Below are 24,379 nucleotides of genomic sequence, written 5' to 3'. Positions count from 1 at the left end.
AACGCCCGACCTGCTGAACCGCCCCAAACTCCTCCCCCACATTTTCCACCAGCGGCCAATTGACAGCACCGCATAAATGCGTCCTAATAAAATTGGTAAGACCATCTTACCGCTTGCGCGAACGGGGGAGACTTTCGCGCTGGGAGGATATCATGTTTGTGGCTCTGGAGCCGCGCCGCCTTTACCGGCTGGTTGCGGAACAAATTCGTTTGCTCATCGAAAGCGGGGAACTGACCGAAGGCCAGCGCCTGCCGGCGGAACGGGATCTTGCCGAACGCTTCGGCGTATCCCGCCCGACGGTTCGCGAAGCGCTGATCGTTCTGGAAGTGGAAGGCCATATCCATATCCGCATGGGTTCGGGCGTCTATGTCAGCGCGGCCGGCAAGCAGGCCAAGGAAAAGCCGCCGCTGCCGGATGCGCATGGTCCGTTCGAAATCCTGCAGGCGCGCTGCATCATCGAAAGTGCGATTGCGGAAGAGGCTGCAAGGCTCGCCACCCCGGAATGCATCGTCAAGCTCGACGACATCATCGAACGAATGGCCGGCGCGCTCGACAATTCACCGCAGGCGCTCAATCTCGACCGCGCCTTCCACACCGCCATTGCCGATATCATCGGCAATTCGGCGCTCAACCGCTTTACCGGCCTGATCTACGACGAGCGCAGCCTTTCGCCCTATTTCGAAAAGCTCGCCAGCTATTTCGAGGGACCGCATACCTGGATCCTCGCCGTGCAGGAACACCGGATCATCCGCGACGCCATTGCCGCGAACGATCCGGAAGGCGCCCGCGAGGCGATGCGGCAGCATCTGACGCTGTCGCAAAGAGATTTTCCGAGAGTTTCGGGGAGGAAACGATCGGGGAGGAGTGACCGTCGCCGCAACCGGCAACGGAAAAAACAGCACATCTGGCTTTAATTCGGGAGGAGTTAAGAATGAAAATCAGATTGTCGACTTTGATGGGCGCAACAGCCGCCATCCTGCTTTCCGCCTTGGCGGCGCAGGCGCAGACCACGCTGAAATGGGCGCATGTCTACGAGACCTCCGAACCGTTCCACACCGATTCGGTCTGGGCTGCGGAAGAGATCGCCAAGCGCACCGAAGGCCGCTACAAGATCGATGTCTTTCCGGCTTCGCAGCTCGGCAAGGAAGCCGATATCAATCAGGGCCTGAAAATCGGCACCGTCGATATCATCATTTCCGGCTCCAGCTTTGCCGCGCGTGACTTCAAGCCGATCGGCGTCACCTACTTCCCCTATATCTTTCGCGACCCGAGCCATCTGATCGCCTACACCAAGAGCGATATCTTCAAGCGGCTCGCCAAGGGTTATGAAGACAAGACCGGCAACCACATCGCCGCCGTCAGCTATTACGGCACGCGTCACACCACATCGAACAAGCCGATTGCCGCCTGCGCCGACATGGCGGGGCTGAAGATGCGCGTTCCCGACGTTCCGGCCTATCTCGCCATGCCGCGCGCCTGCGGCGCCAACACCACCCCGATTGCCTTTGCGGAAGTCTATCTGGCTCTCCAGAACGGCACGGTCGACGCCCAGGAAAACCCGCTGACCACCATCGAGGCGAAGAAGTTCTTCGAAGTGCAGAAGAACATCGTCCTGACCGGCCATATCGTCGACCACCTCAATACGGTGATTTCGAAGAACCTGTGGTCGCAGCTCTCCGATGAAGACAAGAAAATCTTCACCGAAATCATGCAGCAGGCAGCCGAGCGCACCACCAAGACCATCGAAAGCCGCGAAAAGAGCCTCGTCGAAGACTTCAAGAAGCGCGGCCTCACAGTGGCCGAGGTGGACAAGGCCGACTTCGAGAAGAACGTCCTCGAAAAAGTGAAGTTCGAGGATTTCGGTTACGACAAGGCCGACTGGGAAGCCATTCGCGCCGTCAAGTGAGCCAAGATCCGGTGCGGCCCCGTTGCCGCACCGCCCTTTCTCTCCAGACGGGATATCTCAATGTCGCAGGAAATCCATACTCAGGTCACGCCTGAGGAACTCGCCCATACGTTCGACGAGGCGCCGCCGGAGGTCGATCTCAAGGTCTATTCATTCGAAGACTGGGTCACGCTCGGCCTCTTCTGGCTGATGACGGGCTGCGTGTTCCTTCAGTTCTTCACCCGCTACGTACTCAACGACAGCTACGCCTGGACGGAAGAAATTGCCGTCAACTGCCTGATCGGCGTCGTCTTTTTGGGTTCGGTCATGTGCGTGCGCATGTCGCGCCACATCCAGGTGGATGTGCTTTATCACTATGTGCCGCCACAGGTGGCCCGCGCCATGTCGATCCTTGTCGATGTGCTGCGTATCCTCTTCTTCGCCTACACCTCCTGGCTGATGTGGCGCTATCTGGAAATCGTCGCCGATGAGGAGATGGTCACCGTGGCGTTGCCGCGCAACATCGTTTTCTACACGGTTCTGGCCGCTTTCGTTCTGATGTTCTTCCGATCGGTGCAGGTCTTCATCGCCAATATGCAGCGTGGTTATTCCGTGCTCGAGCGGCCCGAAGAATTCCAGAGCGCGGGGGATTGATCACATGCTGCTTCTTATCGGCTCCTTTCTTCTCCTGATGCTGATCGGCCTGCCCGTCGCGATATCGATGGCCTCGGCCTCGCTGCTCTACATCGTCTTCTACAATGTCGCGCCTGATATCATCGCGGCGCAGCGCCTGATCGCCGGTGTGGAAAGCTTTCCGCTTCTGGCCGTTCCCTTCTTCATTCTCGCCGGCAACCTGATGAATACGGCGGGTGTGACGGGACGCATCTATTCCTTTGCCGTCGCGCTGGTCGGCTGGATGAAGGGCGGCCTTGCACAGGTCAACATCATCGGCTCGGTGATCTTTTCCGGCATGTCCGGCACCGCGCTTGCCGATGCGGCCGGTATCGGCACCATCGAAATCAAGGCTATGAAGGATCACGGTTACCCGGTCGAAGCGGCCGTCGGCGTCACCGCCGCCTCCGCAACGCTCGGCCCGATCTTCCCGCCATCGCTACCGTTCGTCATCTATGGCATGATGGCGAATGTCTCCATCGGCGCGCTGTTCATGGCCGGCATCGTTCCGGGCGTCGTGATGACGCTTCTGATGATGATCACGGTTGCCGTCTTCGCCTATATCAAGGGCTGGGGCTCCGATACGCCCTTCAGCCTCAGAACCATCTTCGGCGCGTCGATCGAAGTTTTCGTGGTGATGATGGTGCCGCTCGGCATCTATATCCTCACGGCGTTTGGCCTGTCGCTCAACCTATCGATCCTGATCGTCCTGGTGATATTGCTCGCCTGCGACTGGTATTTCGACTTCTCGGCCGTGATGGCGCTGATGACGCCTGTCATCCTGATCGGCGGCATGACCATGGGCTGGTTCACACCGACGGAAGCCGCCGTTGCGGCCGTCCTCTGGTCGTTGTTCCTCGGGCTTGTCCGTTACCGGACGATGACCTTCAAAACGCTGGCGAAATCGACCTTCGATACGATTGAGACGACCGCTTCGGTGCTCTTCATCGTCGCGGCGGCCTCGGTCTTCGCATGGCTGCTGACGGTCAGCCAGGCGGCGCAGCTTCTGTCGGCGGCGATCCTGACGATCACCGACAGCAAGTGGATTTTCCTCGTGCTGGTCAATCTCCTGATGCTGTTCGTCGGCTGCTTCCTCGATACGATTGCGGCCATCACCATCCTCGTGCCGATCCTGCTGCCGCTGGTGCTGCAGTTCAATATCGATCCGGTGCATTTCGGTCTCATCATCACGCTCAACCTGATGATAGGCCTGTTGCATCCGCCGCTCGGCATGGTGCTGTTCGTGCTCTCGCGCGTGGCGAAACTCTCCGTCGAACGCACGACCATGGCCATTCTGCCCTGGCTGGTGCCGTTGTTCGTGGCGCTGCTGCTGATCACCTTCGTTCCCGCCATCACGCTGTGGCTGCCGACCGAAATGGGCCTGATCCGCTAACGCCAATATCATCGCCCGCGCGGTTTCCCGCGCGGGTTTCAACACAGTACACGATGGTTGAAAATCATTGACGATTCCGCGTGTGGCTCACCCCCCTCTGTCCTGCCGGACATCTCCCCCTCAAGGGGGAGATCAGCAAGACGCTTTCTCGCCACTTCATTCTCGACCGTCGAGAGGTGCGAGACATCGCCAAGGAACGATCTCCCCCTTGAGGGGGAGATGTCCGGCAGGACAAAGGGGGTGAGCCACACGCAGGATTGTCAAATGATTTTCAAACGTCGTGTCCAGTGCAACCACCTAAAGAAAGGGCATCGTCATGCAGACACGCGTGGCACGTCTACACGGCGTTAAGGACATCCGCGTCGAAACGCAGGAGCTTGTGGCTCCCGGCCCCGGCGAAGTGCTGCTCACCATGGCGGCAGGCGGCATCTGCGGCTCCGATCTGCATTATTATCAGGATGGCGGTTTCGGCCCGGTGCGGGTGCGCGAGCCGATCATCTGCGGTCATGAGGCATCCGGCCATATCGCGGCTTTGGGCGCTGGCGTCAGCGGGCTCGCCATCGGCCAGCTCGTCGCCGTCAATCCGTCCCAGCCCTGCGGCCATTGCCATTTCTGCCTGAAGGGCGAGCCCATCCATTGCCTCGAGATGCGCTTCATGGGCAGCGCCATGCGCCTGCCGCATGAGCAGGGCATGTTCCGCGACCGGCTGGTGGTTCCGGCAAAACAATGCGCAACATTTTCAGACGCGACCTCGCCCGCCGAGGCCGCCTGCACCGAACCGCTCGCCGTCTGCCTGCATGCAGTTGCCCAGGCCGGCGATCTGACAGGTGCGAAGGTGCTGGTCACCGGCGCCGGTCCCATCGGCCTTCTGACCATTGCCGCCGCACGCCATGCCGGCGCCGGCACCATCGTCGCGACCGATCTCACCAATGCCGCGCTGGAACGCGCACCCGCCATGGGTGCCGACCGCACCATCAATGTCGCAAAAGACACTGAGGCGCTTTTGCCCTATCAGGAAAACAAGGGGTATTTCGACGTCATTTTCGATTGCTCCGCCGCAGCGCCCGCACTTCGCGCCGCCTTTGCCTGCGTGCGCCCGCGCGGCACCATCGTACAGGTGGGCGTCACCGGCGACATCACCATTCCGCTCAATGCATTGGTGGGCAAGGAAATCCTCTGGCGCGGCTCGCAGCGTTTCCATGATGAATTCGCCATCGCCGCCGGGCTTATCTCCACGCGCGGGATCGATGTGCGCCCGATCATTTCCCACAGCTTCCCGCTCGGCGAGGCGAAAGCGGCCTTTGAACAGGCCGGTGACCGCTCCGCCGCCTGCAAGGTGCAACTAACATTTTCCGCAGACTGATATTTGAGGATTAAAGATGAGACATACATGGCGCTGGTTCGGCCCAGTCGACAAGGTCACGGTTCAGGATGCGGCTCAGGCGGGCGCGGAAGGCATCGTCAGCGCGCTGCACCACATCGCCACCGGCGATGTCTGGCCGGTGGATGAAATCACCAAACGGCATGAAGCCATCAAGGCCGGTGGGCTTTATTGGGATGTGGTGGAAAGCGTGCCCGTCTCCGAAGACATCAAGACCCAGACCGGGGATTGGAAAAATCACATCGCCAACTGGCAGGAAACCCTGCGCCGCCTCTCCGCCTCCGGCATCCGCACCGTCTGCTATAATTTCATGCCGGTGCTGGACTGGACCCGCACTGATCTGCGCTGGGAAACCAGGCACGGCGCAAAGGCGATGCGCTTCGACCTTCCTGATTTCGCCGCCTTCGACATTCACATTCTGAAGCGCCCGGACGCCAGGGCCGACTATCCGGACTGGCTGCTGGAGGAAGCGGCAAAACGCTTCGCCGAAATGCCGGATGCAAAAATCACCGCGCTCGGGCGCAATATCGGCGCTGGCCTGCCCGGCTCGGCGGATGGTTATACACTCGCCCAGCTTCTCGAAAAGCTGCGCTCCTATCACGGCGTCGACCGTGAAAGGCTGCAGCAGAACCTGATCGACTTTCTCTCCGAGGTGACACCGGTCGCCGAGGAAGTGGGCATCAACATCTGCGCCCATGGTGATGATCCGCCTTGGCCGCTGCTCGGCCTGCCACGTATTCTGTCGACGGAGGCGGACTATGCCCACATGCTTTCAAAGGTCGACAGTCGCGCCAATGGCGTGACGCTCTGCACCGGATCGCTTGGCGCACGGGCGGATAACGACCTTCCCTTCATCGCCAGCCGTTTTGCCGATCGCATCCATTTCGTGCATCTGCGCAATGTGACGCGTGACACCGATACCGTGCCCTGCTCCTTCTTCGAGGACGAGCATCTGGAAGGCGGCACCGACATGGTCGCCGTCATCGCCGCGCTGCTTACTGAAGAAGCCCGTCGTCGGGCGGAAGGCCGCGAAGACCACACCATTCCGATGCGGCCCGATCACGGTCAGGAAATCCTCGATGATCTGACGCGCGGTGCGCAGCCCGGTTATCCCGCCATCGGCCGGCTGAAGGGGCTGTCGGAGCTGCGCGGTATCGAGCGCACGTTATCGCATAGCCGTTTCGGGCTGACGAAGGGTGATCGCTGAGCGAAAGCGAGGCCGCGTTTGATCGGCTTCCTATCCGTCATTCCGGCCTCGAGCCGGAATCCAGCCGGCGTGCGTCCGCGCGGCGAAAAGACTCCTTTCAGCCCAAGGACTTGGGCTGGCTGGATTCCGGCTCAAGGCCGGAATGACGGATGAGAGAACCTGCGGTCAATCGCGCCTTGAACTGAAGCCAGGAAAAAGCCCCTAGCCCGCCGGCGATGACGCCGGCGGCTTTCACGGCGGCGTCCATCAGATGCGGATGGCGGGTGGGCGACAGGAATTGCAGCGCCTCGATGCCGAAAGCCGCCGCAATGCCTGCCACGATGATCGCCAGCCAGTAACGCGGATAGGCGAGCACGAAGGCGGCCGAGCAGAAGGCGAAGGCCGCGGCGCGGTCGATGCCCACCGTCGTCAGCGTTTGCGGACGAAAGCTGATCGGGCAGATTGTAACGATCACGATCAGCAGGAAAACCGACCAGGCGATATATTTCGGAAGTCTATTTGTCATCATGGCGTCACAATAGAGCGCCGTGCGCGTAAACGGAAGCGCGTCATTTTCACGTCCCGCCCAATTAATCACACTTTTTGGTCAAATAGTTGAGAAACCGCCTTTCGCTCAGGCCCCGCACGGGCTAAGGCAGAAGGCAACCGGGCGAGGATCGCGGCTGATGGCGTTTGTGCTGTCGCCTTTCGGTCCATCGTCGCGGTGTCGGGTGGATTTTCCACGCAGGATCAGATTTTCAGGGAAGAGCACAATGAGTTTCAAGCCGCACGGCAAACATCTGGTTGCAGGAGAATGGGTCGCAACGGAAGCAAAATTCCGCAGCGAGCCTGCACATGGCGAGGCTTTCGATTTTTCGGTCGGCACGGTCGATCTGGTGAATGCGGTGTGAAGCTGCGGAAGAAGCCTTCTGGAGCTACGGCTACACCACCCGCGAAGAGCGCGCCGCATTCCTCGACACCATCGCCGATGAGATCGAAGCACGCGCCGACGCCATCACCGAAATCGGCTCGTCCGAGACCGGCCTGCCCGCCGGACGCCTGCAGGGCGAACGTGGCCGCACCGTTGGCCAGCTCCGCCTTTTTGCCTCGCATATCCGCAAGGGTGACTATCTCGACCGCCGCCACGACGAAGCGCTGCCGGATCGCCAGCCGCTGCCGCGCCCGGATATCCGCCTGATGCAGCGCCCGATCGGCCCCGTCGCCGTCTTCGGCGCGTCGAACTTCCCGCTCGCCTTTTCCACGGCCGGTGGTGATACCGCTGCTGCTCTGGCCGCCGGCTGCCCCGTCGTCGTCAAGGGCCATTCCGCCCATCCCGGCACCGGCGAAATCGTTGCCGAAGCCGTTCTCGCCGCCGTCAAGAAGCACAATCTGCATCCCGGCGTCTTCTCGCTGATCCAGGGCGGCCGCCGCGATGTCGGTTCCGCGCTCGTGCAGCATCCGCGCATCAAGGCGGTCGGTTTCACCGGTTCGCTCGCCGGCGGCCGCGCGCTGTTCGATCTGTGCGCCCAGCGCCCCGAGCCGATCCCCTTCTTCGGCGAACTCGGCTCCGTGAACCCGATGTTCCTGCTGCCGGAAGCCGTTTCCGCTCGCGGTGAGGCCATCGCCAAGGGCTGGGCCGGTTCGCTGACCATGGGTGCGGGCCAGTTCTGCACCAATCCCGGCATCGCCGTCATTCTCTCCGAGCAGGCGGATGCGGTTGCTGAAACCGCACGTGCCGCGCTTTCCGAAGTCGGCCCGCAGGTCATGCTGACGGATGGTATCGCCGCCGCCTATCGCGACGGCCGCGACCGTATCGCCGCCGGCCACGGCGTGCGCGACGTGCTGACCACCACCTGCAACCTGCGCAATGCGACGCCTTATCTGTACCGGGTTTCCGGCAAGGACTGGGTTGCCAACCACGCTCTTGCCGAAGAAGTCTTCGGACCGCTCGGCCTCATCGTGACAGTCGATAGCCCGGAAGAAATGCTGGAAGTCGCAAAGAGCTTCGAAGGCCAGCTGACCGCAACCCTGCATCTGGATGCCGGCGACGCCGAGCTTGGCCGCAAGCTGCTGCCGATCCTTGAGCGCAAGGCCGGCCGCGTTCTCGCCAATGGTTTCCCGACCGGCGTGGAAGTCTCCGAAGCCATGGTTCATGGCGGCCCTTACCCGGCATCGACGAACTTCGGCGCAACCTCTGTTGGCACCATGTCGATCCGCCGCTTCATGCGCCCGGTTTCCTACCAGAACATCCCTTCGGATGTTCTGCCTGACGATATCCGCTAAAACTGATTGAGGCAGGCGCAGCGATGCGCCTGCCTTTTTATTCGGCTTTACCGCTATTCGGGAAATACGGCCTGACGCTGAAGCGTCGCCCGCCTCCCTCCCCCGCCTCACGGGCCCCATCCAGATTTTTCCGCACCAGGACGTCGGCATCGGTTGACATCGCCCCCGCACGTAATGCTAATACGCAATCTCGTAACGTAATAACATTACAATCATCCTTCAGAACCGATAGCGGTTCGTATCCGCACGGGGATGATAACGTCTGGAAGGAACACCATGAGATTTTCCCTTCAACAGCACCTTGGCATGAGCGCGCTTGCCACGTGCCTTGCCCTCACCCTGCCGCTCGCCTCTGGCGTGGCGCAGGCGGAAGAAAGCGGCGACAGCGTCAAGGAATGGCGTCTCTTCATTGCCGATCACACCCAGCCGGTGGTGCGCGCGATCAATTTCGAAACCGGCAAGGAACTCGGACGCTACGACCTGAAGGGCTATGCGGCGCTGACCGCCAGCGCCTCCGGCAAGACTGTTTTCGCCACACAGTCAGATTCGGATATCGTGCATGTGATCAAGACCGGCATCGTCTTTTCCGACCACGGTGAACACCGCGATCTGGATGTGGAGGATACGGCGCTGCTGCCCGTTACCTTCGAAGGCAAACGCCCGTTCCACGTCGTGCCGCATGATGACCATGCCATCCTGTTCTACGACCGTGGCGGCAAGGCTGAAATCATCGATGAGGCAGCCCTGCTGGACGGCAAGGCAAAGGTCCGCACCATCGATACGACCGCCCCGCATCACGGCGTGGCGGTGACGATGGGCCGTTACGTTCTGGTGTCCGTACCCAACACGCAGATCGAAACCAAACCCGACACGCTGCCGCCCCGCATCGGGCTGCGCGCTCTTGACAGGGAAGGCAAGCAGGTTGGTGAACAGGCGACATGCACCGATCTGCACGGCGAGGCGACATCCGCACGGCTTGCGGCCTTTGGCTGCAAGGAAGGCATTCTCGTTGCCCGGCCGGGCGGCACGGATGGTCCGAAGCTCGAAATGCTGGCCTATCCGGAAGATTTCCCGAAAGCCTATACCGGCACGCTGCTCGGCGGCAAATCCATGCAGTTTTTCCTTGGAAACTACGGTGAGGACAAGGTCGTCCTGATCGATCCTGACAGCAAGGACGCCTTCCGCCTGGTGGAACTGCCGACCCGGCGCGTCGATTTCATCCTCGACCCCGCCAATCCGCGCAATGCCTATATCCTGACGGAAGATGGCGACCTGCATGTGCTTGACGTGCTGGAAGGCGCCATCACCCGCAAGGCGAAGGTGACCGAACCCTACAGCAAGGATGGCCATTGGCGCGATCCGCGTCCGCGTCTCGCCGTTGCCGACGGGCAGGTCGCAATTTCCGATCCACGCCATTCGCTGGTGCGCGTGGTGGATGCGGAAAGCCTGAAGGAAACCCGTACGCTTGCGGTGGAAGGCCAGCCTTACTCCATCGTTGCCGTTGGCGGCTCCGGCGCTTCGCACTGATACCGAACAAAGAAACCCCGTGCGCCCGAAGGACGCACGGGGTTTCCTGATTTTGATGGGCCGTATTATCAGGCCGACTGCACAGCCTGTATCTTCTCGATGCCGCCAACAATGCCGGAGAAATCCTGCCAGACGCCCTGCGCGCCCTTGCGCCATTCGTCCAGTGCTTCCGGCTGCAGCACCTTGCCGCCCTTCGAAAGCGCAAGCTCGACGGACTTTACTTCGTCCTCGACGATCAGCTGGTTGAAATATTGCGCGCCTTCGCTCGATGCTTCCAGGAGAACCTTCTTCTCTTCGTCATCCAGCTGGTTCCAGAAGGTCGCACCGTAATAGACGACGCCTGAAGCCCAGATGTGGCCGGTTTCCGTCAGATAGGGCACGACCTCGTAAAGCTTGAAGCCGGCATAAGCGGATTTGGTGAGATCCATGGCATCAGCCACGCCGGTTGCCAGCGCATTATAGGTCTCGGTGATCGGGATACCGACCGGGGTGGTGCCGAAGGCGCTCCACAGCTTGGTGTGCAGCGGGCTCTGGATGACGCGGATCTTCTTGCCTTCCAGCTGCTCCGGCCGGGTTACCGGCTCCTTGGTCAGAAGATGGCGTGCGCCGTAATTGATGAAATCGGCGGCGATGAATTGCTGGGCGGCGAGCTTCGTCTTCAGATCAGTGCCAGTCTCGCCCGTCACCACCTTGCGCACGTGGTCGGCATCGCGAAACAGGAAAGGCAGATCGAGTATCTGCAGTTCCGGCACCCAGCCGGAGAGCGAGGAGACTGTCGAAAGGCTCGCCTGAACCGAGCCCAGGCGGATATTTTCCGCCACTTCCTTTTCACCGCCCAGCGCACCGCTCTTGACGATGTTGAAACGGAAACGGCCGGGCAGCTTCGCCTCCACCAGCTCGCTGATCTTCACCCAGATTTTCGTCTCCGGCTTGTCATCGGCAAACAGCGAGGCAACGGTGAGGCTGCGGGTTCTGGCATTTGCCGTGCGCACAAAGGCAGGCGCGGCGAGCGTTGCGGCGCCGATGGCGGAGAGTTTGAGGAGATTGCGGCGATCGATAATAGTCATGATTGAAACCCCAAATTTAGAAGAAAATGGCCCAAGCGCACAAAATGGCGAGGGAAACGAGAAGCGAGACGAGATAGGGAACGACGGCCCGGAAAAGTGCTGTCGCCGGAATGCGGGTGACGCCGCTGACCACGAAGATCAGCATGCCGAGCGGCGGTGTCAGGCCATGGATCATCAGATTGACCACGAGAATGACGCCGAAATGGATGGGATCAATGCCGGCTGCCACGGCAGCAGGCAGCAGGATCGGCCCGAACAGCAGGATGGCAGCACCAATATCCAGCACCAGACCAACCACGAGCAGGATGAGGTTGGAGAGCAGGAGCACCGCAATCTTGCTGCCGCCCAGAAGCGTCACAAAATCGGTGACGAGGCCGGAGACATTGTCCACCGCCAGCAGGAAGGCGAAAGGCCCCGCCGTGCCGATCAGAAGACCGATGGCCGCCGCCTCACCCGCCGACTGGCGGAAGGTCGCGAAAATGCGGCCCGCGCCCAGCCGGTAACCGAAACCGAGAAACAGCGTGTAGAGGGCGGCAAGGGCCGCAGCTTCCGTGGTGGTGACGACGCCGATGCGGATGCCGACCACCACGATGACGCCAAGCCCGAAGGCAGGTATCGCAGCCACGGCCGAACGCCAGCGTTCGCTGCCTGTCGCCCGCGGCAGGGTATCGACGCTGCGCACGCTGAGATGGATCGCCGCCGCAAGGCAGATTGCCATAAGCCCACCCGCGAAGAAGCCGCCAACCAGCAACGAGCCGACCGACAGGTTGGTGGCCGTTGCAAGGATGAGAAAGGCGATGGAAGGCGGAATGACATTGTCCAGCACCGAGGTAGCGGCAATGATCGCGCCCGCCTGCGCCGGCGGATAGCCGTGCTTCACCAGTTCCGGCTGGAAGGTGGAAGCGCCGAAGGCGGCATTGGCGACCGAGGAGCCGGATGCGCCGGAAAACAGCACGCTGGTCAGAAGCGTCGTCTGCGCCAGCCCTGCCCGCCGGTGGCCGACCATGGAGGCTGCAAAACGAACCAGCTGGTTGGCGACGCCTGATTCCGTCAGCAGGCTGCCGGCCAGCAGGAAGAAGGGAATGGCCAGCAGCAGGAATTTCGACATGCCCGTCACCGTCGAGGACACGATGGCCGGCTCCGGCAAGGTGCTGCCAAAGGCAATCGCCACATAGGCGGCGGCAAGGAAGGCATGGGCAAGCGGTGCGGCCAGAACCAGCCCCACGGCCGCCGTCAGCGCCAGAAACAGGCTCGGCGGCAGGCTCGTATCGATAAACAGTTCCGGCAGGCCCACATAAGAAACGACCGCGATGGCGACGGAGAGCAGAACGGCAAGCGCCTTGCCTTCACCGACCCGTTGAAGCGCCAGATAGACAAAGATCAGCGCGCCGCCTGCACCGAGAAAACCGAAGCGCACCCATTCCGGCAGACCGAGCGTTGGCGATGTGCCACCCAGCATGGCCGCAATCTCCACCCCGCCGAAAGCGAGGATGAGGGCTGCGACAAAGGAAAAGGCATCGGCCAGAACTTCGGTTGCGGCATGAAAACGTTCCGGCAGGAAGCGCACGAATACATCCAGCCGCATGGCCAGAGCGCTCTTGAGGCTGAGCGGCGCGCCGACCGCGATCATCGCCACATTGAGCCAGATGCCCAGATCTTCCGCGCCGATGAAACCGGTATGGAACAGATATCGCAGGGCGACATTGACCAGCACAACCACAAGAAGCGTTGCAAGGATGGCTGCGGCAACCGCACCCAGCGCCTTGTCCAGAACGGCAAGCGCCCGTTCGGCCACGCGTTGTGGACCGAAGCGCCGTTGCGCGATTGTTGTTGCCGGACTTGCCGTCATGTTGTTCTTCTCCACTCCCGCACCATGCTCAGGAGGCCTTGGCCGAGAGGTCGCGGTCGAACAGGGTCGACCAGGTGAATTGTTTCGCCGCTGACACTTCCCGCGATACATCGAGGCGTGGCAGGACCTTTTCGCCGAAGCGGAAGGCTTCCTCCAGCAATGGCATGCCCGAGAGGATAAAGGTGTTCACGCCCGCCTTCTTATAGGCTTCCAGCGTGCGGATGACAGTATCCGGCGAACCGACAATCGCGGTTCCCGGGCCCGGACGGACAAGCCCGATGCCGGCCCAGAGATTGGGGGCGATTTCCAGATCGCGCAGGTTTTCCGGCTTCTGCCCGCCATGCATCGCCGTCATGCGCTGCTGGCCGACGGAATCGGTCTTGCCGACAAAACGCTGGTTGGCGGCAATCGCGCGCTCATCCATGCGCCCGTAAAGGTCGGCAGCGGCGGCCCAGGCCTCTTCATCGGTATCACGCACGATGACATAGAGCCGAATGCCATATTCCAGTTCGCGGCCAAGCTGTTCTGCCCGCGCCTTGACGAGATCGACCTTCGCGCCGATCTGATCGGGCGTTTCACCCCAGGAGAGGTAGGTCTCGACATGTTTGGCGGCAACATCGATGGCCTTGTCCGAAGAACCGCCGAACCACAGGGGCGGCGGCTCGATGCCCTGCCCCACCGGCAGCGCGAGCTTCGCGCCCTCGGTCTGGAAATGCCGCCCCTTGAAATCCACCGTCTCGCCGGCGAAAAGCCGGTGCCAGATCTGCAGATATTCATCCGCCATATCGTACCGCTCGTCATGCGGCATGGTCATGCCGTAAGCGCCGAGCATTTTCGCATCGCCAGAGACGACATTGATCAGCAGGCGGCCGCGCGAAAACTCCTGAAGCGTCGCCGCCATCTTGGCAAGCAGCGTCGGCGCGATCAGGCCCGGATGGATGGCGACCAGCAGTTTCAGCCGCTCGGTATGGGAGAGCAGTGCGCCCGCCAGAACCCAGACATCATGCGCGCCGGTGGCAAACAGCGCGCCGGTGTAACCCAGCTGATCGTAAGCCAGTGCCAGCTGCCTGTAATAACCGAGATCAACCTTGCGGGAGCCTTCCGGCTGCCAGGGATAGGCGCCGTCGGGTGCGCACATGTACCAGAAAACATTCATCTGTCGCCTCCGACGCTGGCTGATTGCGGGGCCGGGCTTTGCCCGGTCTGAACCGGTAAAGAAAAATGGCCGTGCCTGTAAAGCGTATCGGCCTCCTCCTGCTGTTCGGCAAGGATATTTTCAGTGGCGGGCACCACGGAAAGATCGCGTGAGCGCAGCACCTTCGCCCAGGATGCCGCATCACCCTCACTGCCCGGTTCGGCGGCAAGCAGCGCCGCAGCCCTGTCGATATCCGCCATGACGGCGCGACCGACGCGGTCCAGTTCGGCCGCAATCGCCTGTCGTGTCTCCTGCGCTATATTGTGACGCGCCAGCGTCCAGAACAGCGAGCGGTTGGGAATGGTTGAACCGCAGCGGACCAGAAGGCTGATCTCCTCATGGGTCAGGGCCTTTTCCAGCCGTGGCGACATCGTTACCCAGGCATCGACACGGCCTTCCACGAGGTCGAGCAGGCTGTCGCTGTCACCGCTTTCAATCCGCGTCACATCGACAAGACTAAGCCCCGCCCCTTCCAGGCTGCGGGCCAGAAGATAGGTGTGAAACGATCCATCGATCAGCGAAATTCGCTTTCCCGAGAGATCAGCGGTTGAGCGGATCGGGCTGTCGCGCCGCACGAGGATCGCGCCATTGGCGGGCCTCGGCGCGGAAGCGGCGATATAGACCGCCGAAAGCCCGCGCGCATCCGCTTCAATGGGCGGCGTCGAGCCGGTGCCACCGAAATGGATGTCGCCCTTTTCCAGCAGAGCCGCCGTATCGCGTCCTTCGCGATAGGTCACGAATGCCGGATTAAATTGCTCGAAAGCGCCGGGCCAGAGCCGGGCGAGCCGCAAATGCAGATTGTTGGGATGGACCCCGATTTTCATGTCGACACCTCATTTCGCAATCAATCTACTTTTTTATAGAGTGTTTTCGAGGAACGTTTTGGCGATCCTCGGTCGGAAAGCGAAAGAGAAATCCACTAATCCTGTAGATTTTAAAAATTCTGCAGCCGACTAAAAACGACCTGCATCAAGCCATTGAAATTTATCACCATACAATTTACTTTTTTATAGTCTGAAACAGGGACCAGTAGTTGTGACGAAACCGGTTTCCAATCTCATCTGCCGCAGCGTGGTGGAAGCGAGCGAGCTTTTGAAGCTTGTCGCCAACGCCAACCGTCTGGCCATCGTCTGTTACCTCATGGAAACGGAAGCGTCCGTTTCCGCACTGGAATACGAACTTGGTATCCAGCAGCCAACGCTTTCGCAGCAGCTCGCCGAATTGCGCGATGCCGGTATCATTGAAGGCACACGGGAAGGCAAGGCGGTGATCTATCGTGTCACCGACCCACGCATTATCCAGCTGGTTCTGACCCTGCGTGGTCTTTACAAGGACCTTTCCGATGTGACGGGCAAGAAAGGCCGTCGCGCCCTGCCGCTGGATGAGGCGATGTTCGACTGACATGATCGACCTGTACACTTGGATCACGCCGAACGGCCTCAAAATCTCGGTTGCGCTGGAAGAACTCGGCCTGCCCTATCGCAGCCACGCCATCGACATCGAAAAAGGCGAGCAATTCGCGGCCGATTATATCCGCATCAATCCCGGCTCGAAAATTCCGGCAATCATCGACAATGACAACGGCACCGTCCTGACGGAATCAAACGCGATCCTCCTCTATCTCGCCGAAAAGGCAGGCCGGTTCCTGCCCGCCTCTGGCGCCGAGCGACTGACAGTCACCGAATGGCTGATGTGGCAGGCCGCCAATTTCGGCCCCACCCTCGGTTATGCCCATTATTTCCTGACTTATAATGCCGGAGAGGCCCCTTTGCCGAAACGCGTTTTGCCGCGGATGTGGAGCGCCTCTACCGGACATTGAACGACCGTTTAACGGGGCGGGAATATGTGGCGGGAGATTTTTCCATCGCCGATATCGCCATCTGGCCATGGGTCTCCCGCTTCGCGCGCCACAAAATCAATCTCGATGATTTTCCGGCGGTACAGCGGTGGTATCGCCAGCTTGGACAGCGGGAAAGTTTTAAGCGCGGTTATCGCGTTCCCTTCGCAACGTCGGACGTGCCGGGACTTTAAGAGGCGACGAGATGGCCGGGCGAAACCTCGCGATATTCACGCGGCTTGACGACATAATCGACAGCGCGGATCGGGCTTTTCAGCTCGTCATTCGCCGCACCGCGCCTTGTGTTGCGGCGGTCCGGGTCCGGCACCGGCACGGCGGCCATCAGCTTGCGGGTATAGTCGTGCTGCGGATTGTCGAAGACAGCAGCACGCGGGCCGATTTCGACGATCTCGCCGAGATACATCACCGCAACCCGGTGGCTGACGCGTTCCACCACCGCCATGTCATGGGATATGAACAGGAAGGCAAGATCGAGGCTTTGCTGCAGATCCAGCATCAGGTTGATGACCTGCGCCTTGATCGAGACATCCAGCGCCGAGACGCTTTCATCGGCGACGATGACCTTTGGCTGCAGCGCCAGCGCGCGGGCAATGCAGATACGCTGCCGCTGGCCACCGGAAAACTCGTGCGGGTAACGCGCCGCCATATCCGGCGAGAGGCCGACCTTTTCCAGCATGTCGGCCACCACATCCTTCGCTTCGCGGGCGCTGCCCATGCGGTGCTCCAGAAACGGTTCGGCAATCGCCGCACCCACCGTCATGCGCGGGTTGAGCGAGGCGAAGGGGTCCTGAAAGATCATCTGAACCGTCTTGCGCATTTCGCGCATGCCCATCTTGTCGAGGGCGAGAATATTCTCGCCATTCACCACCACCGAACCGGCATCCGGCTCGATCAGCCGCATGATGGCGCGACCGGTGGTCGACTTGCCGCAGCCGCTTTCGCCCACCAGCGATAGTGTCTCCCCGGCCCTCAGATCGAAGGACACGTTTTCCACCGCGTGGACGCGGCCGCTGAGGCGTCCCAGCAGGCCGGAGTGGATGTCGAAACGCTTGGTCAGCCCCTCCACCTTCAGCACCGGCTGGGCGCTGGCGTCAACAGTATCGGCCGGACGCGCCGGCTCCTGCGTTTCCCCGTGGTGGTGTTGACGATGGGAAACCGGAGCGGTCTTTCCTCACCCGTCATGGAACCCAAAACCGGAACGGCAGACAAGAGTGCGCGTGTATAGGGATGTTTGCCGCGATGGAAGATATCCGCCGTCGCGCCGACTTCCACCTGTTCGCCGCGATACATGACGACGGTACGGTCGGCAATCTCAGCCACCACGCCCATGTCATGGGTGATGAACAGGACGGAGGTGCCCTCCTCCTCCTGAAGCGTCTTGATGAGGTCGAGAATCTGGCCCTGAATGGTCACATCGAGCGCCGTCGTCGGCTCGTCGGCGATCAGGAGCTTCGGCCGGGACGCAAGCGCCATGGCAATCATCACGCGCTGGCGCATGCCGCCGGAAAAGCGGTGCGGATATTCATCGAAACGCGAGGCGGCGGAGGGTATGCGGACCTTTTCCAGCAGGCGGATCGTCTCGGCCCGCGCATCGGCTTTCGACATCGGCTGATGGCACAGCAGAGCCTCGGAAATCTGGTCGCCGATGGTGAAGAGCGGATTGAGGCTGGTCATCGGCTCCTGAAAGATCATCGCCACCTCATTGCCCCGCACCCGCCGCATGGCGTCTTCGGAAAGCGAGAGCAGGTTGCGACCGCCAAGCAGGATTTCACCCTGCACCCTGCTGCTTTCGCGGTCCAGCAGCCGCATGATGGAAAGCGATGTCACGCTTTTGCCCGACCCGCTTTCACCGACGATCGCAACCGTCTCGCCCGGCCCGACATCAAAGGAAATATCACGCACCACGGGTTTCCAGCCGCCATCCACGTGAAAGGACGTGGTGAGATTGCGGACGGAAAGCACGGCATCTTCTGCACTAAGCGGTGCTGCCTGCGGCATGGTCATGATCGTTCCCTTTTCTTTATTCTGGTTGCAATGCTTGGGCGGGCAGTTACCGCGGGTTTCTTCTCCCCGCCGGGGAGAAGGTGGCCCGAAGGGTCGGATGAGGGGGCAACGTCAGCGATTGACAGCACCCTTGCCCCCTCATCCCGCTGCCGCGACCTTCTCCCCGGCGGGGAGAGAGAAGCTCGCGGCACCCGCTCGTTCCATATGCAGTCGTTATTAGTCCGGCCAGCGCAGCATGCCGTCGAAGCGGTGGCGGCTGCGGTCTTCGAACGGCGTGGCGATCACCTCGTTGGAGGCACGCGCCTTGTCCAGCTCTTCCGCTAAGCGAGAAGCCACGATGGTTTCCTGGCCGGGATGCAGGTTGCAGGGGTCGAGATAGAAATAACGGTGTTCCACCTCGTGATCGCGGGCAATGATCGGCGGATTGCCTCTGGCCAGCGCCGTCGTCAGGTCCCATGCCGTGATATGGGCTTCTTCGGCATCAATGATGACGCGAAGCCGATCGAGCGGATTGTTGGTCGGATCGGGCTCGATCAGCGCCGTCACGCCGGGGCGCCCGTCCAGCGTCTTTTTCCAGAGATTGAGATAGCCGGTTTCGCGTTCGCGGATGCCGTCATGGTCACGCTTTTCCCAGGCTTCCAGCGCCGCCATGACGCCGTAAATGCTTTCCTTGCCGACCTTCATGCCTCGGCCGATGCCCATATTCTGGAGGAAAGCATTGCGCACCAATTCCTTACTTCCGGCGACGATGCCGGAAGTGGGACCGCCAAGGAACTTGTGGCCGGAATAGAGCACGACATCCGCCCCCGTCGCCAGAAACAGCTCCAGATCATATTCGGACGCCGCATCGACGATAACAGGCACGCCCTTGGCATGGGCGATCTCGACGAATTCGGAAAGATGCAGCAGGCCGTAATCGACCACATGGTGCGAGACGACATAAACCGCCGCCGCCGTCTTTTCGGTGATGGCGTTCTCCATGTGGAAACGATGGGTCGATGTCGCCTGCCCGATCAGCACCACCTTGCCGCCGCCGAGGCGGATTGCCTGATCCACCGGCGCGCCATAGCTCACCACATGCCCCATCTGCACCAGAACTTCGTTCTTCTCAGGCGCGACATCGGGCAGCTTTTCGATGGCCAGCAGATTGTTACCGGTGATCGCACCCGCCACCGCAAGGCTGATGCCGGAGGAGCAGGAGGCCGTGACGAAACCGGCCTCGCCGCCCGTCAGCCGTGCAATGATCGCGCTCGCCTTGCGTTGCAGATCATTGATCTCGACGAATTGCGGCAGGATGGCCGCCATGGCCTGAACGGCCTCGGGAACGACAATCGACGCGCCGAGCGAGGTCATGGTGCCCGAGACGTTGATGACCGGGCGAAGGCCGATCCTGCTTCTGATATCCTCGGTCATGTCTTTCTCCTGTCTTTGCGATGCGATAGGCATCGACATATATGCCATAATAATGTAATAGCTTCTCAAAACCGATGAGGAGCCAAAATTGGACGCCCATAGACTGGACGAAATGCCTTCAACCGCCGTGTCTCCCACGGAGGAAAATCCGGACGCGAAGACGGCCAAGCGCTCGCGCGTCAGCGGCATCGACCGTGCGCTTCAGGTTATTGATTACCTTTACGAAACCGGATCGCCAGCCGGCGCTTACGCGATTGCCAAGGCGATCAAGGCGCCGCTTTCCACCGTCTATGTGATCATTGACGATCTCGTCGAAAAGAACATGCTGGCGCGCAATGCCGATGGCAATATCTGGCTCGGCGCGCGGCTTTACCATTATGGCCTTGCTTATGCCCGCTCGCTGGATTTCATGGGTGTCGCCACCCACGAAATGCACGATCTGTGCCGCCATGCGGGCGAGACCGTGCAGCTTTGCGGGCGCGATGGCGACCATATGCTGGTGCTTGCCATGGCCGATGGTCCGAGCCATTTTCAGGTCGCATCGCGCGTCGGCACCCGTGTTCCCCTGAACTGGACGGCATCCGGCCGCCTGCTTGTCGGTCATTTGCCGGAGGCGGAGCGTGTCGAACTGTTCAAGCGCTGCGCCCGCACCTCGCCCACTGGCCGCGCGGAAATCAACCCGGAGACCCTGTCGCAATCGGCAGGCGCCGCTTTCCATGACCGGTTGTCGATACAGGTCGCCGAATCCGATTACGCCGTCGCCTGCATCGCCTCGCCGATCTGCGATAACAGGGGCGAATGCGTTGCGACGATTTCCATCGTGCTGCCGGAACAGAAGGTGCTGGCGGACGAAAACCATTACACCGAACAGGTCAGGGTCTCGGCAGAACGGATCGAAAAGCTGATGGGCTGGCGCAACCATTAAACGGCCTCACCCCTTGAGCGCAACGATGGCTTCGATCTCAACGGTGATGTTGCCCGGCAATGAGCCGAAACCAACGGCGGAGCGGGCATGTTGTCCCGCATCGCCGAACACATCGATGAAGAGATCGGAGCAGCCATTGATAACGCTCGGGTGATCGCGGAAATCGCTGACGGCATTGACCATGCCAAGCAGCTTGACCACCTTTTTCACCCGCGACAGATCACCCAGCGCCTCATGCATGACGGCAAGCAGATTGATGCCGGTGAGACGCGCATGATTATAGGCCTCTTCCAGCCCGATTTCCGCGCCCACCTTGCCGGCATAGAGATGGCCGTTTTCTTCCCGCGGCCCCTGGCCCGAGAGATAAAGCATGTTGCCTTCCACCACATGGGTGACGAAATTGGCAATTGGTGGCGGCGGCGGCGGCAGGGAGATGCCGAGCGCAGCGAGCCGGTCATAGGGCGAAAGGTGCCCTTCTGCATCAAGCGAAGACTGTTTCACGCGAATTCCTCATAATGCCGGGACGGGTATCCCGTAATGTCTGGGAAGGCGGAGCGTGCCCCGCCATTCCATTCGGGTTCAGCGCCAGGAATAACCATGGCTGTGGCGCACCAGCTTGCGCGCCCTTGGAATATAACGGCTGGCGGCAATCGCTTCCGTGCCGATGACCGCGTAACGCGGCTCGAACAGACGCGTCAGGCGCGCCACATCGCCATTTGAATCGGTCGCTTCCAGATCGGAATCCACGAGATCGAAAATGGTGAAGTCGGCGCGCTGGCCAACATCGAGACGGTTTTCCATATCGAGGCGGATGACGGAGGCCGGATTGCGGGTAACGGCCTCGACGACATTTTCGAACGGCATATCAACCGACAGCAGCTTCGACATGGTCGTCGCCAGATCCCAGACCGGGAAATTCATCGAATGGCCATGCAAATCCGTCGAGATCGAGAACGGCAACAGGCCGCGTGCAATCGCCGCTTCCGCCACCTTGAAGGAGAAGGAGGCGCCGCCATGGCCGATATCCAGTCGGATGCCTTCACCGGCGCAGCGTTCGGCAAGGTTGAACAGGTCCTCGTCTTCCATGATGCTGGAGCCCGACTTGCCGTTGAAGCAATGGGTCACGACATCACCGGGGCCGAGGATTTCCAGCACCTCGTCATAAAGTGCGGGCGGTTCGCCCACATGCACCATCATCGGCACTTTCAGGATCTTGGCGATCTTCTTGCCGAGCTTGACCGGCGTCACACCCCAGGAGCCGGTGATGACATGGCTCGCCCGCACCTTCAGGCCGACAATATGCTCGCTGTTTTCGGCGTAACATTCGAGGATACGATCAAGGTCGATATCCTTGATGTCGCGCAGTTCCGGCACCCGGTTGCAGGCAACAAGGCCGATGGAGCCGAGATTGAGGAAGGCCTTGATGCGCTCTCTCGAGGGCTCGATGATATATTCGCGGAAACCATGGAAATTCGCCTCGCCCGCCGAACCGGCATCCACCAGCGTCGTGACGCCGCGTTCCGCCCCGCATTCGGAGGGGCGGATGGAGATATCGGTGCCGCCGTGCCAGATATGCACGTGCAGATCCACCCAGCCGGGCGAGATGAAGGCGCCCTTGGCATCGATACGCTGTGCATCCGCAGGCGCCTGCAGGGCAGAACCTACCGCGGCGATCTTGCCATCGCCACCGATCAGAATATCGGTCGAGGCCTGGGACGCCCCCTTTCCGAAACCGACGGGTTTGACATTGGTGAGAAGAATGGGAGCTTGAAGAGGCGCTTTCGCCTGTTCGCCGGACGACATATTACAAATCCCTTCGCAGTCTTGGGTCGAGCATGTCCCGCAGCCCGTCGCCGACCATTTGCAGCGACAGCACGGAAAGAATGATGGCAAAGCCGGGGAAATAGGTCATCCAGTCGGCCTGGCCGATATATTGGCGGCCGGCGGAGATCATGGTTCCCCAGGTGGGAATTTCGGGGCTGACACCGAGCCCCAGAAACGAAAGCCCGGCCTCGGCCAGCATGGCGCTGGCAAAAAGGAAAGTGCATTGCACGAGGATGGGCGAGACCAGATTGCGCAGCACATGCCGCGTCATGATGTGGAAGGTGGAAATGCCAAGCGCCTTCGCCGCCTCCACATAGGGCAACTCCCGGATCACCAGCGTCGAGGCGCGCACGATGCGGGCAAGGCGCGGCGAATAAACGACGGCAAGCGCGATGATGACGGTGGTCAGCGACGGGCCGAGTGCCGCCACGAGCGCAATCGCCAGCAGAATATCCGGAAAGGCCATCATCGCATCGATCAGGCGCGCAATCGGCGTATCCAGCTTCTGGAAGAAACCGGCAAGCAGGCCGAGTGTGATGCCGATCAGCGCCGAAAGCGCAACCACTGCGGCCCCGACCAGAAGCGACAGTCTTCCGGCATAGATGGTGCGGGAAAACACGTCGCGGCCGAACTCGTCGGTGCCGAACCAGTAAATTTCGCTCGGCGGCTTCAGACGGTTCACAATCGACAGTTTCGACGGCGAGTAAGGCGCAATCATCGGCGCGAAAACGGCAAGCAGCACGAAGACGACGAGAACGATGAGACCGGCGGCGACCGTCTTGCGCTTCAGGAGACGCCGAATGAACAGGATGGTCGGGTTGCGCGCCGGCGGGGTGGTGGAAACAATATCGGCCATCAGTAACGAACCCTCGGATCGACCAGCAAATAAAGCATGTCGATTGCAAAATTGATGAGCACGTAAAGCCCGGCGATGATGAGAAGCGCGCCCTGAATGACCGGATAATCCCGCCGCAGCACGGCTGAGACGACAAGATTGCCGACACCCGGCAGGCCGAAGACGGTTTCCGTTACCACTGCACCGGAAATCAGCACGGCGGCGGTGAGGCCAAGCACGGTGAGAATGGGAATGAGCGCATTCTTCAGCGCATGTTTCATCACCACCCGGCGCTCCTTGACGCCCTTGGCTCTGGCGGTGCGGACATAATCGTCACCGAGAACATCCAGCATCGAGGCGCGGGTGAAGCGCAGAATGAGCGCTGAGGAAACGAGGCCGAGCGCTATTGCCGGCAAGGTCAGGTGATACATGCGCTGCATGAAGCTGGCACCCGGCCCGCCATAACCCGAAACCGGAAACAGATCGAGCCGCACGGCAAAGACCTGCATGAGGATGAGGCCGAGCCAGAAGCTCGGAATGCTCGCCGCCAGCATTGCGATGGTGGTCGCTGCCTGATCCACGAAGGAACCACGCCGGTAAGCGGCGTAGATGCCGATGGGCAGCGCGATGACGCTGGCAATCAGCAGCGAAAAGATCGTCAGGAAGAAAGTCGGCTCCGCCCGGTCCAGCAGTGCCGATCCAACCGGCATGTTGAGGAAGATCGACTGGCCGAGATCGCCCTTCAGCAACTGGCCGATATAATAGACATATTGCACGCCAAGCGATTGATCGAGACCGAGCCGGGTGCGCAGCTCGGCAATATCCTGCGCCGAGGCATCCGGCCCCAGCATCACGGCGGCCGGATCTCCGGGGGTGACGCGCAGGATGACGAAAACGATGGTGACGACGAGGAACATCACCACGATCATTCCTGCAAGTCTTTGGAAAATATACCGTATCACGTATCAAGGCTCCGAAGCGTTTGATAGGCCGCGACCAGGCGACGGTTGAGTTGGTTCACGTAAATGCCGACCGCATTTTTCCGTCATGCCGGACTTGATCCGGCATCCAGCCACCACGCG

At 60.8% G+C, this 24,379-nt stretch carries 17 protein-coding genes and 5 pseudogenes; 11 read left to right on the top strand and 11 right to left on the bottom strand.

The features are described 5' to 3' along the window. The first annotated feature begins 152 nt into the window (after positions 1-152). From O3W47_RS09235 to uxuA, 6 genes and pseudogenes are all read left to right on the top strand, one after another. Positions 153-868 (top strand): annotated as a pseudogene (locus O3W47_RS09235) (FadR/GntR family transcriptional regulator). 63 nt (positions 869-931) lie between these two features. Continuing rightward, entirely contained in the window at positions 932-1,906 is a 975-nt protein-coding gene (locus tag O3W47_RS09230) for a sialic acid TRAP transporter substrate-binding protein SiaP (protein ID WP_269313522.1), read from the top strand. Positions 1,907-1,966: 60 nt separating this feature from the next. Next, positions 1,967-2,539, top strand: a complete 573-nt coding sequence (locus O3W47_RS09225) for a TRAP transporter small permease (protein ID WP_059758143.1) — start codon at positions 1,967-1,969, stop codon at positions 2,537-2,539. Between the two features lie 4 nt (positions 2,540-2,543). Then, the gene (locus O3W47_RS09220) at positions 2,544-3,950 is read left to right on the top strand and encodes a TRAP transporter large permease (RefSeq protein WP_035220793.1); all 1,407 of its coding nucleotides are present in this window, start codon (positions 2,544-2,546) and stop codon (positions 3,948-3,950) included. Positions 3,951-4,266: 316 nt separating this feature from the next. After that, positions 4,267-5,313 carry an L-idonate 5-dehydrogenase gene (locus O3W47_RS09215; RefSeq protein WP_269313521.1) on the top strand — a complete coding sequence of 349 codons (1,047 nt, stop codon included), beginning with the start codon at positions 4,267-4,269 and terminating at the stop codon, positions 5,311-5,313. 16 nt (positions 5,314-5,329) lie between these two features. After that, positions 5,330-6,538: a mannonate dehydratase gene (uxuA, locus tag O3W47_RS09210; protein ID WP_127755853.1), complete on the top strand. Its 1,209-nt coding sequence runs from the start codon at positions 5,330-5,332 to the stop codon at positions 6,536-6,538. Between the two features lie 157 nt (positions 6,539-6,695). Here the strand turns inward: uxuA and O3W47_RS09205 are convergent. Next, a pseudogene (locus O3W47_RS09205) lies at positions 6,696-7,046 on the bottom strand (antibiotic resistance protein VanZ); the annotation flags it as partial. Positions 7,047-7,290: 244 nt separating this feature from the next. Between O3W47_RS09205 and O3W47_RS09200 the strand changes: the two are divergent. Next, positions 7,291-8,800: pseudogene (locus O3W47_RS09200) on the top strand (aldehyde dehydrogenase (NADP(+))). 276 nt (positions 8,801-9,076) lie between these two features. Further along, complete coding sequence (aztD, locus tag O3W47_RS09195) at positions 9,077-10,327, top strand: zinc metallochaperone AztD (protein WP_269313520.1); 1,251 nt, start codon at positions 9,077-9,079, stop codon at positions 10,325-10,327. A 68-nt stretch (positions 10,328-10,395) separates the two neighbouring features. Here aztD and O3W47_RS09190 read toward each other — a convergent pair whose 3' ends face one another. The 4 genes from O3W47_RS09190 to O3W47_RS09175 are packed head-to-tail and all read right to left on the bottom strand — an operon-like array spanning position 10,396 to position 15,262. Then, complete coding sequence (locus O3W47_RS09190) at positions 10,396-11,394, bottom strand: TRAP transporter substrate-binding protein (protein ID WP_065117656.1); 999 nt, start codon at positions 11,392-11,394, stop codon at positions 10,396-10,398. 16 nt (positions 11,395-11,410) lie between these two features. Beyond that, entirely contained in the window at positions 11,411-13,243 is a 1,833-nt protein-coding gene (locus O3W47_RS09185) for a TRAP transporter large permease (RefSeq protein ID WP_269313519.1), read from the bottom strand. A 28-nt stretch (positions 13,244-13,271) separates the two neighbouring features. Then, on the bottom strand, positions 13,272-14,399 hold the full coding sequence (locus tag O3W47_RS09180) for an LLM class flavin-dependent oxidoreductase (protein ID WP_065117654.1): 1,128 nt from the start codon (positions 14,397-14,399) through the stop codon (positions 13,272-13,274). Further along, positions 14,396-15,262, bottom strand: a complete 867-nt coding sequence (locus O3W47_RS09175; protein WP_269313518.1) for an ABC transporter substrate-binding protein — start codon at positions 15,260-15,262, stop codon at positions 14,396-14,398. Before O3W47_RS09175 ends, O3W47_RS09180 begins: the two co-directional genes overlap by 4 nt. Positions 15,263-15,473: 211 nt before the next feature. Between O3W47_RS09175 and O3W47_RS09170 the strand changes: the two genes are divergently transcribed. Continuing rightward, positions 15,474-15,839, top strand: a complete 366-nt coding sequence (locus O3W47_RS09170) for an ArsR/SmtB family transcription factor (RefSeq protein ID WP_065117652.1) — start codon at positions 15,474-15,476, stop codon at positions 15,837-15,839. Position 15,840: 1 nt separating this feature from the next. Next, positions 15,841-16,469: pseudogene (locus O3W47_RS09165) on the top strand (glutathione S-transferase family protein). On the opposite strand, the pseudogene O3W47_RS09160 reads toward O3W47_RS09165, so the two are convergent. Together O3W47_RS09160 and O3W47_RS09155 are read right to left on the bottom strand one after the other, a co-directional pair. Further along, a pseudogene (locus tag O3W47_RS09160) lies at positions 16,466-18,300 on the bottom strand (ABC transporter ATP-binding protein). The pseudogenes O3W47_RS09165 and O3W47_RS09160 overlap by 4 nt on opposite strands. A gap of 216 nt (positions 18,301-18,516) precedes the next feature. Then, entirely contained in the window at positions 18,517-19,713 is a 1,197-nt protein-coding gene (locus tag O3W47_RS09155) for an aminotransferase class V-fold PLP-dependent enzyme (protein ID WP_269313517.1), read from the bottom strand. Positions 19,714-19,801: 88 nt separating this feature from the next. On the opposite strand from O3W47_RS09155, the gene O3W47_RS09150 reads away from it, so the two are divergent. Continuing rightward, positions 19,802-20,638, top strand: a complete 837-nt coding sequence (locus O3W47_RS09150; protein WP_065117648.1) for an IclR family transcriptional regulator — start codon at positions 19,802-19,804, stop codon at positions 20,636-20,638. A 6-nt stretch (positions 20,639-20,644) separates the two neighbouring features. Here the strand turns inward: O3W47_RS09150 and O3W47_RS09145 are convergent, their stop codons facing one another. From O3W47_RS09145 to O3W47_RS09130, 4 genes are all read right to left on the bottom strand, one after another. Further along, a complete protein-coding gene (locus tag O3W47_RS09145) occupies positions 20,645-21,139 on the bottom strand; it encodes a RidA family protein (RefSeq protein WP_020011822.1) in 495 nt (164 codons plus the stop codon). 78 nt (positions 21,140-21,217) lie between these two features. After that, positions 21,218-22,441 carry an amidohydrolase/deacetylase family metallohydrolase gene (locus O3W47_RS09140; protein ID WP_080819110.1) on the bottom strand — a complete coding sequence of 408 codons (1,224 nt, stop codon included), beginning with the start codon at positions 22,439-22,441 and terminating at the stop codon, positions 21,218-21,220. Position 22,442: 1 nt separating this feature from the next. Further along, a complete protein-coding gene (locus tag O3W47_RS09135; RefSeq protein WP_065117645.1) occupies positions 22,443-23,318 on the bottom strand; it encodes an ABC transporter permease in 876 nt (291 codons plus the stop codon). Beyond that, a complete protein-coding gene (locus O3W47_RS09130) occupies positions 23,318-24,259 on the bottom strand; it encodes an ABC transporter permease (protein ID WP_162936824.1) in 942 nt (313 codons plus the stop codon). Before O3W47_RS09130 ends, O3W47_RS09135 begins: the two co-directional genes overlap by 1 nt. Positions 24,260-24,379: the final 120 nt, after the last annotated feature.

The organism is Agrobacterium sp. LMR679, assembly GCF_027157905.1.
GTDB classification, from domain to species: domain Bacteria; phylum Pseudomonadota; class Alphaproteobacteria; order Rhizobiales; family Rhizobiaceae; genus Agrobacterium; species Agrobacterium leguminum.
Note: the sequence above shows the minus strand (reverse complement) of the source record. Positions and strands in the feature narration are given on the sequence as shown.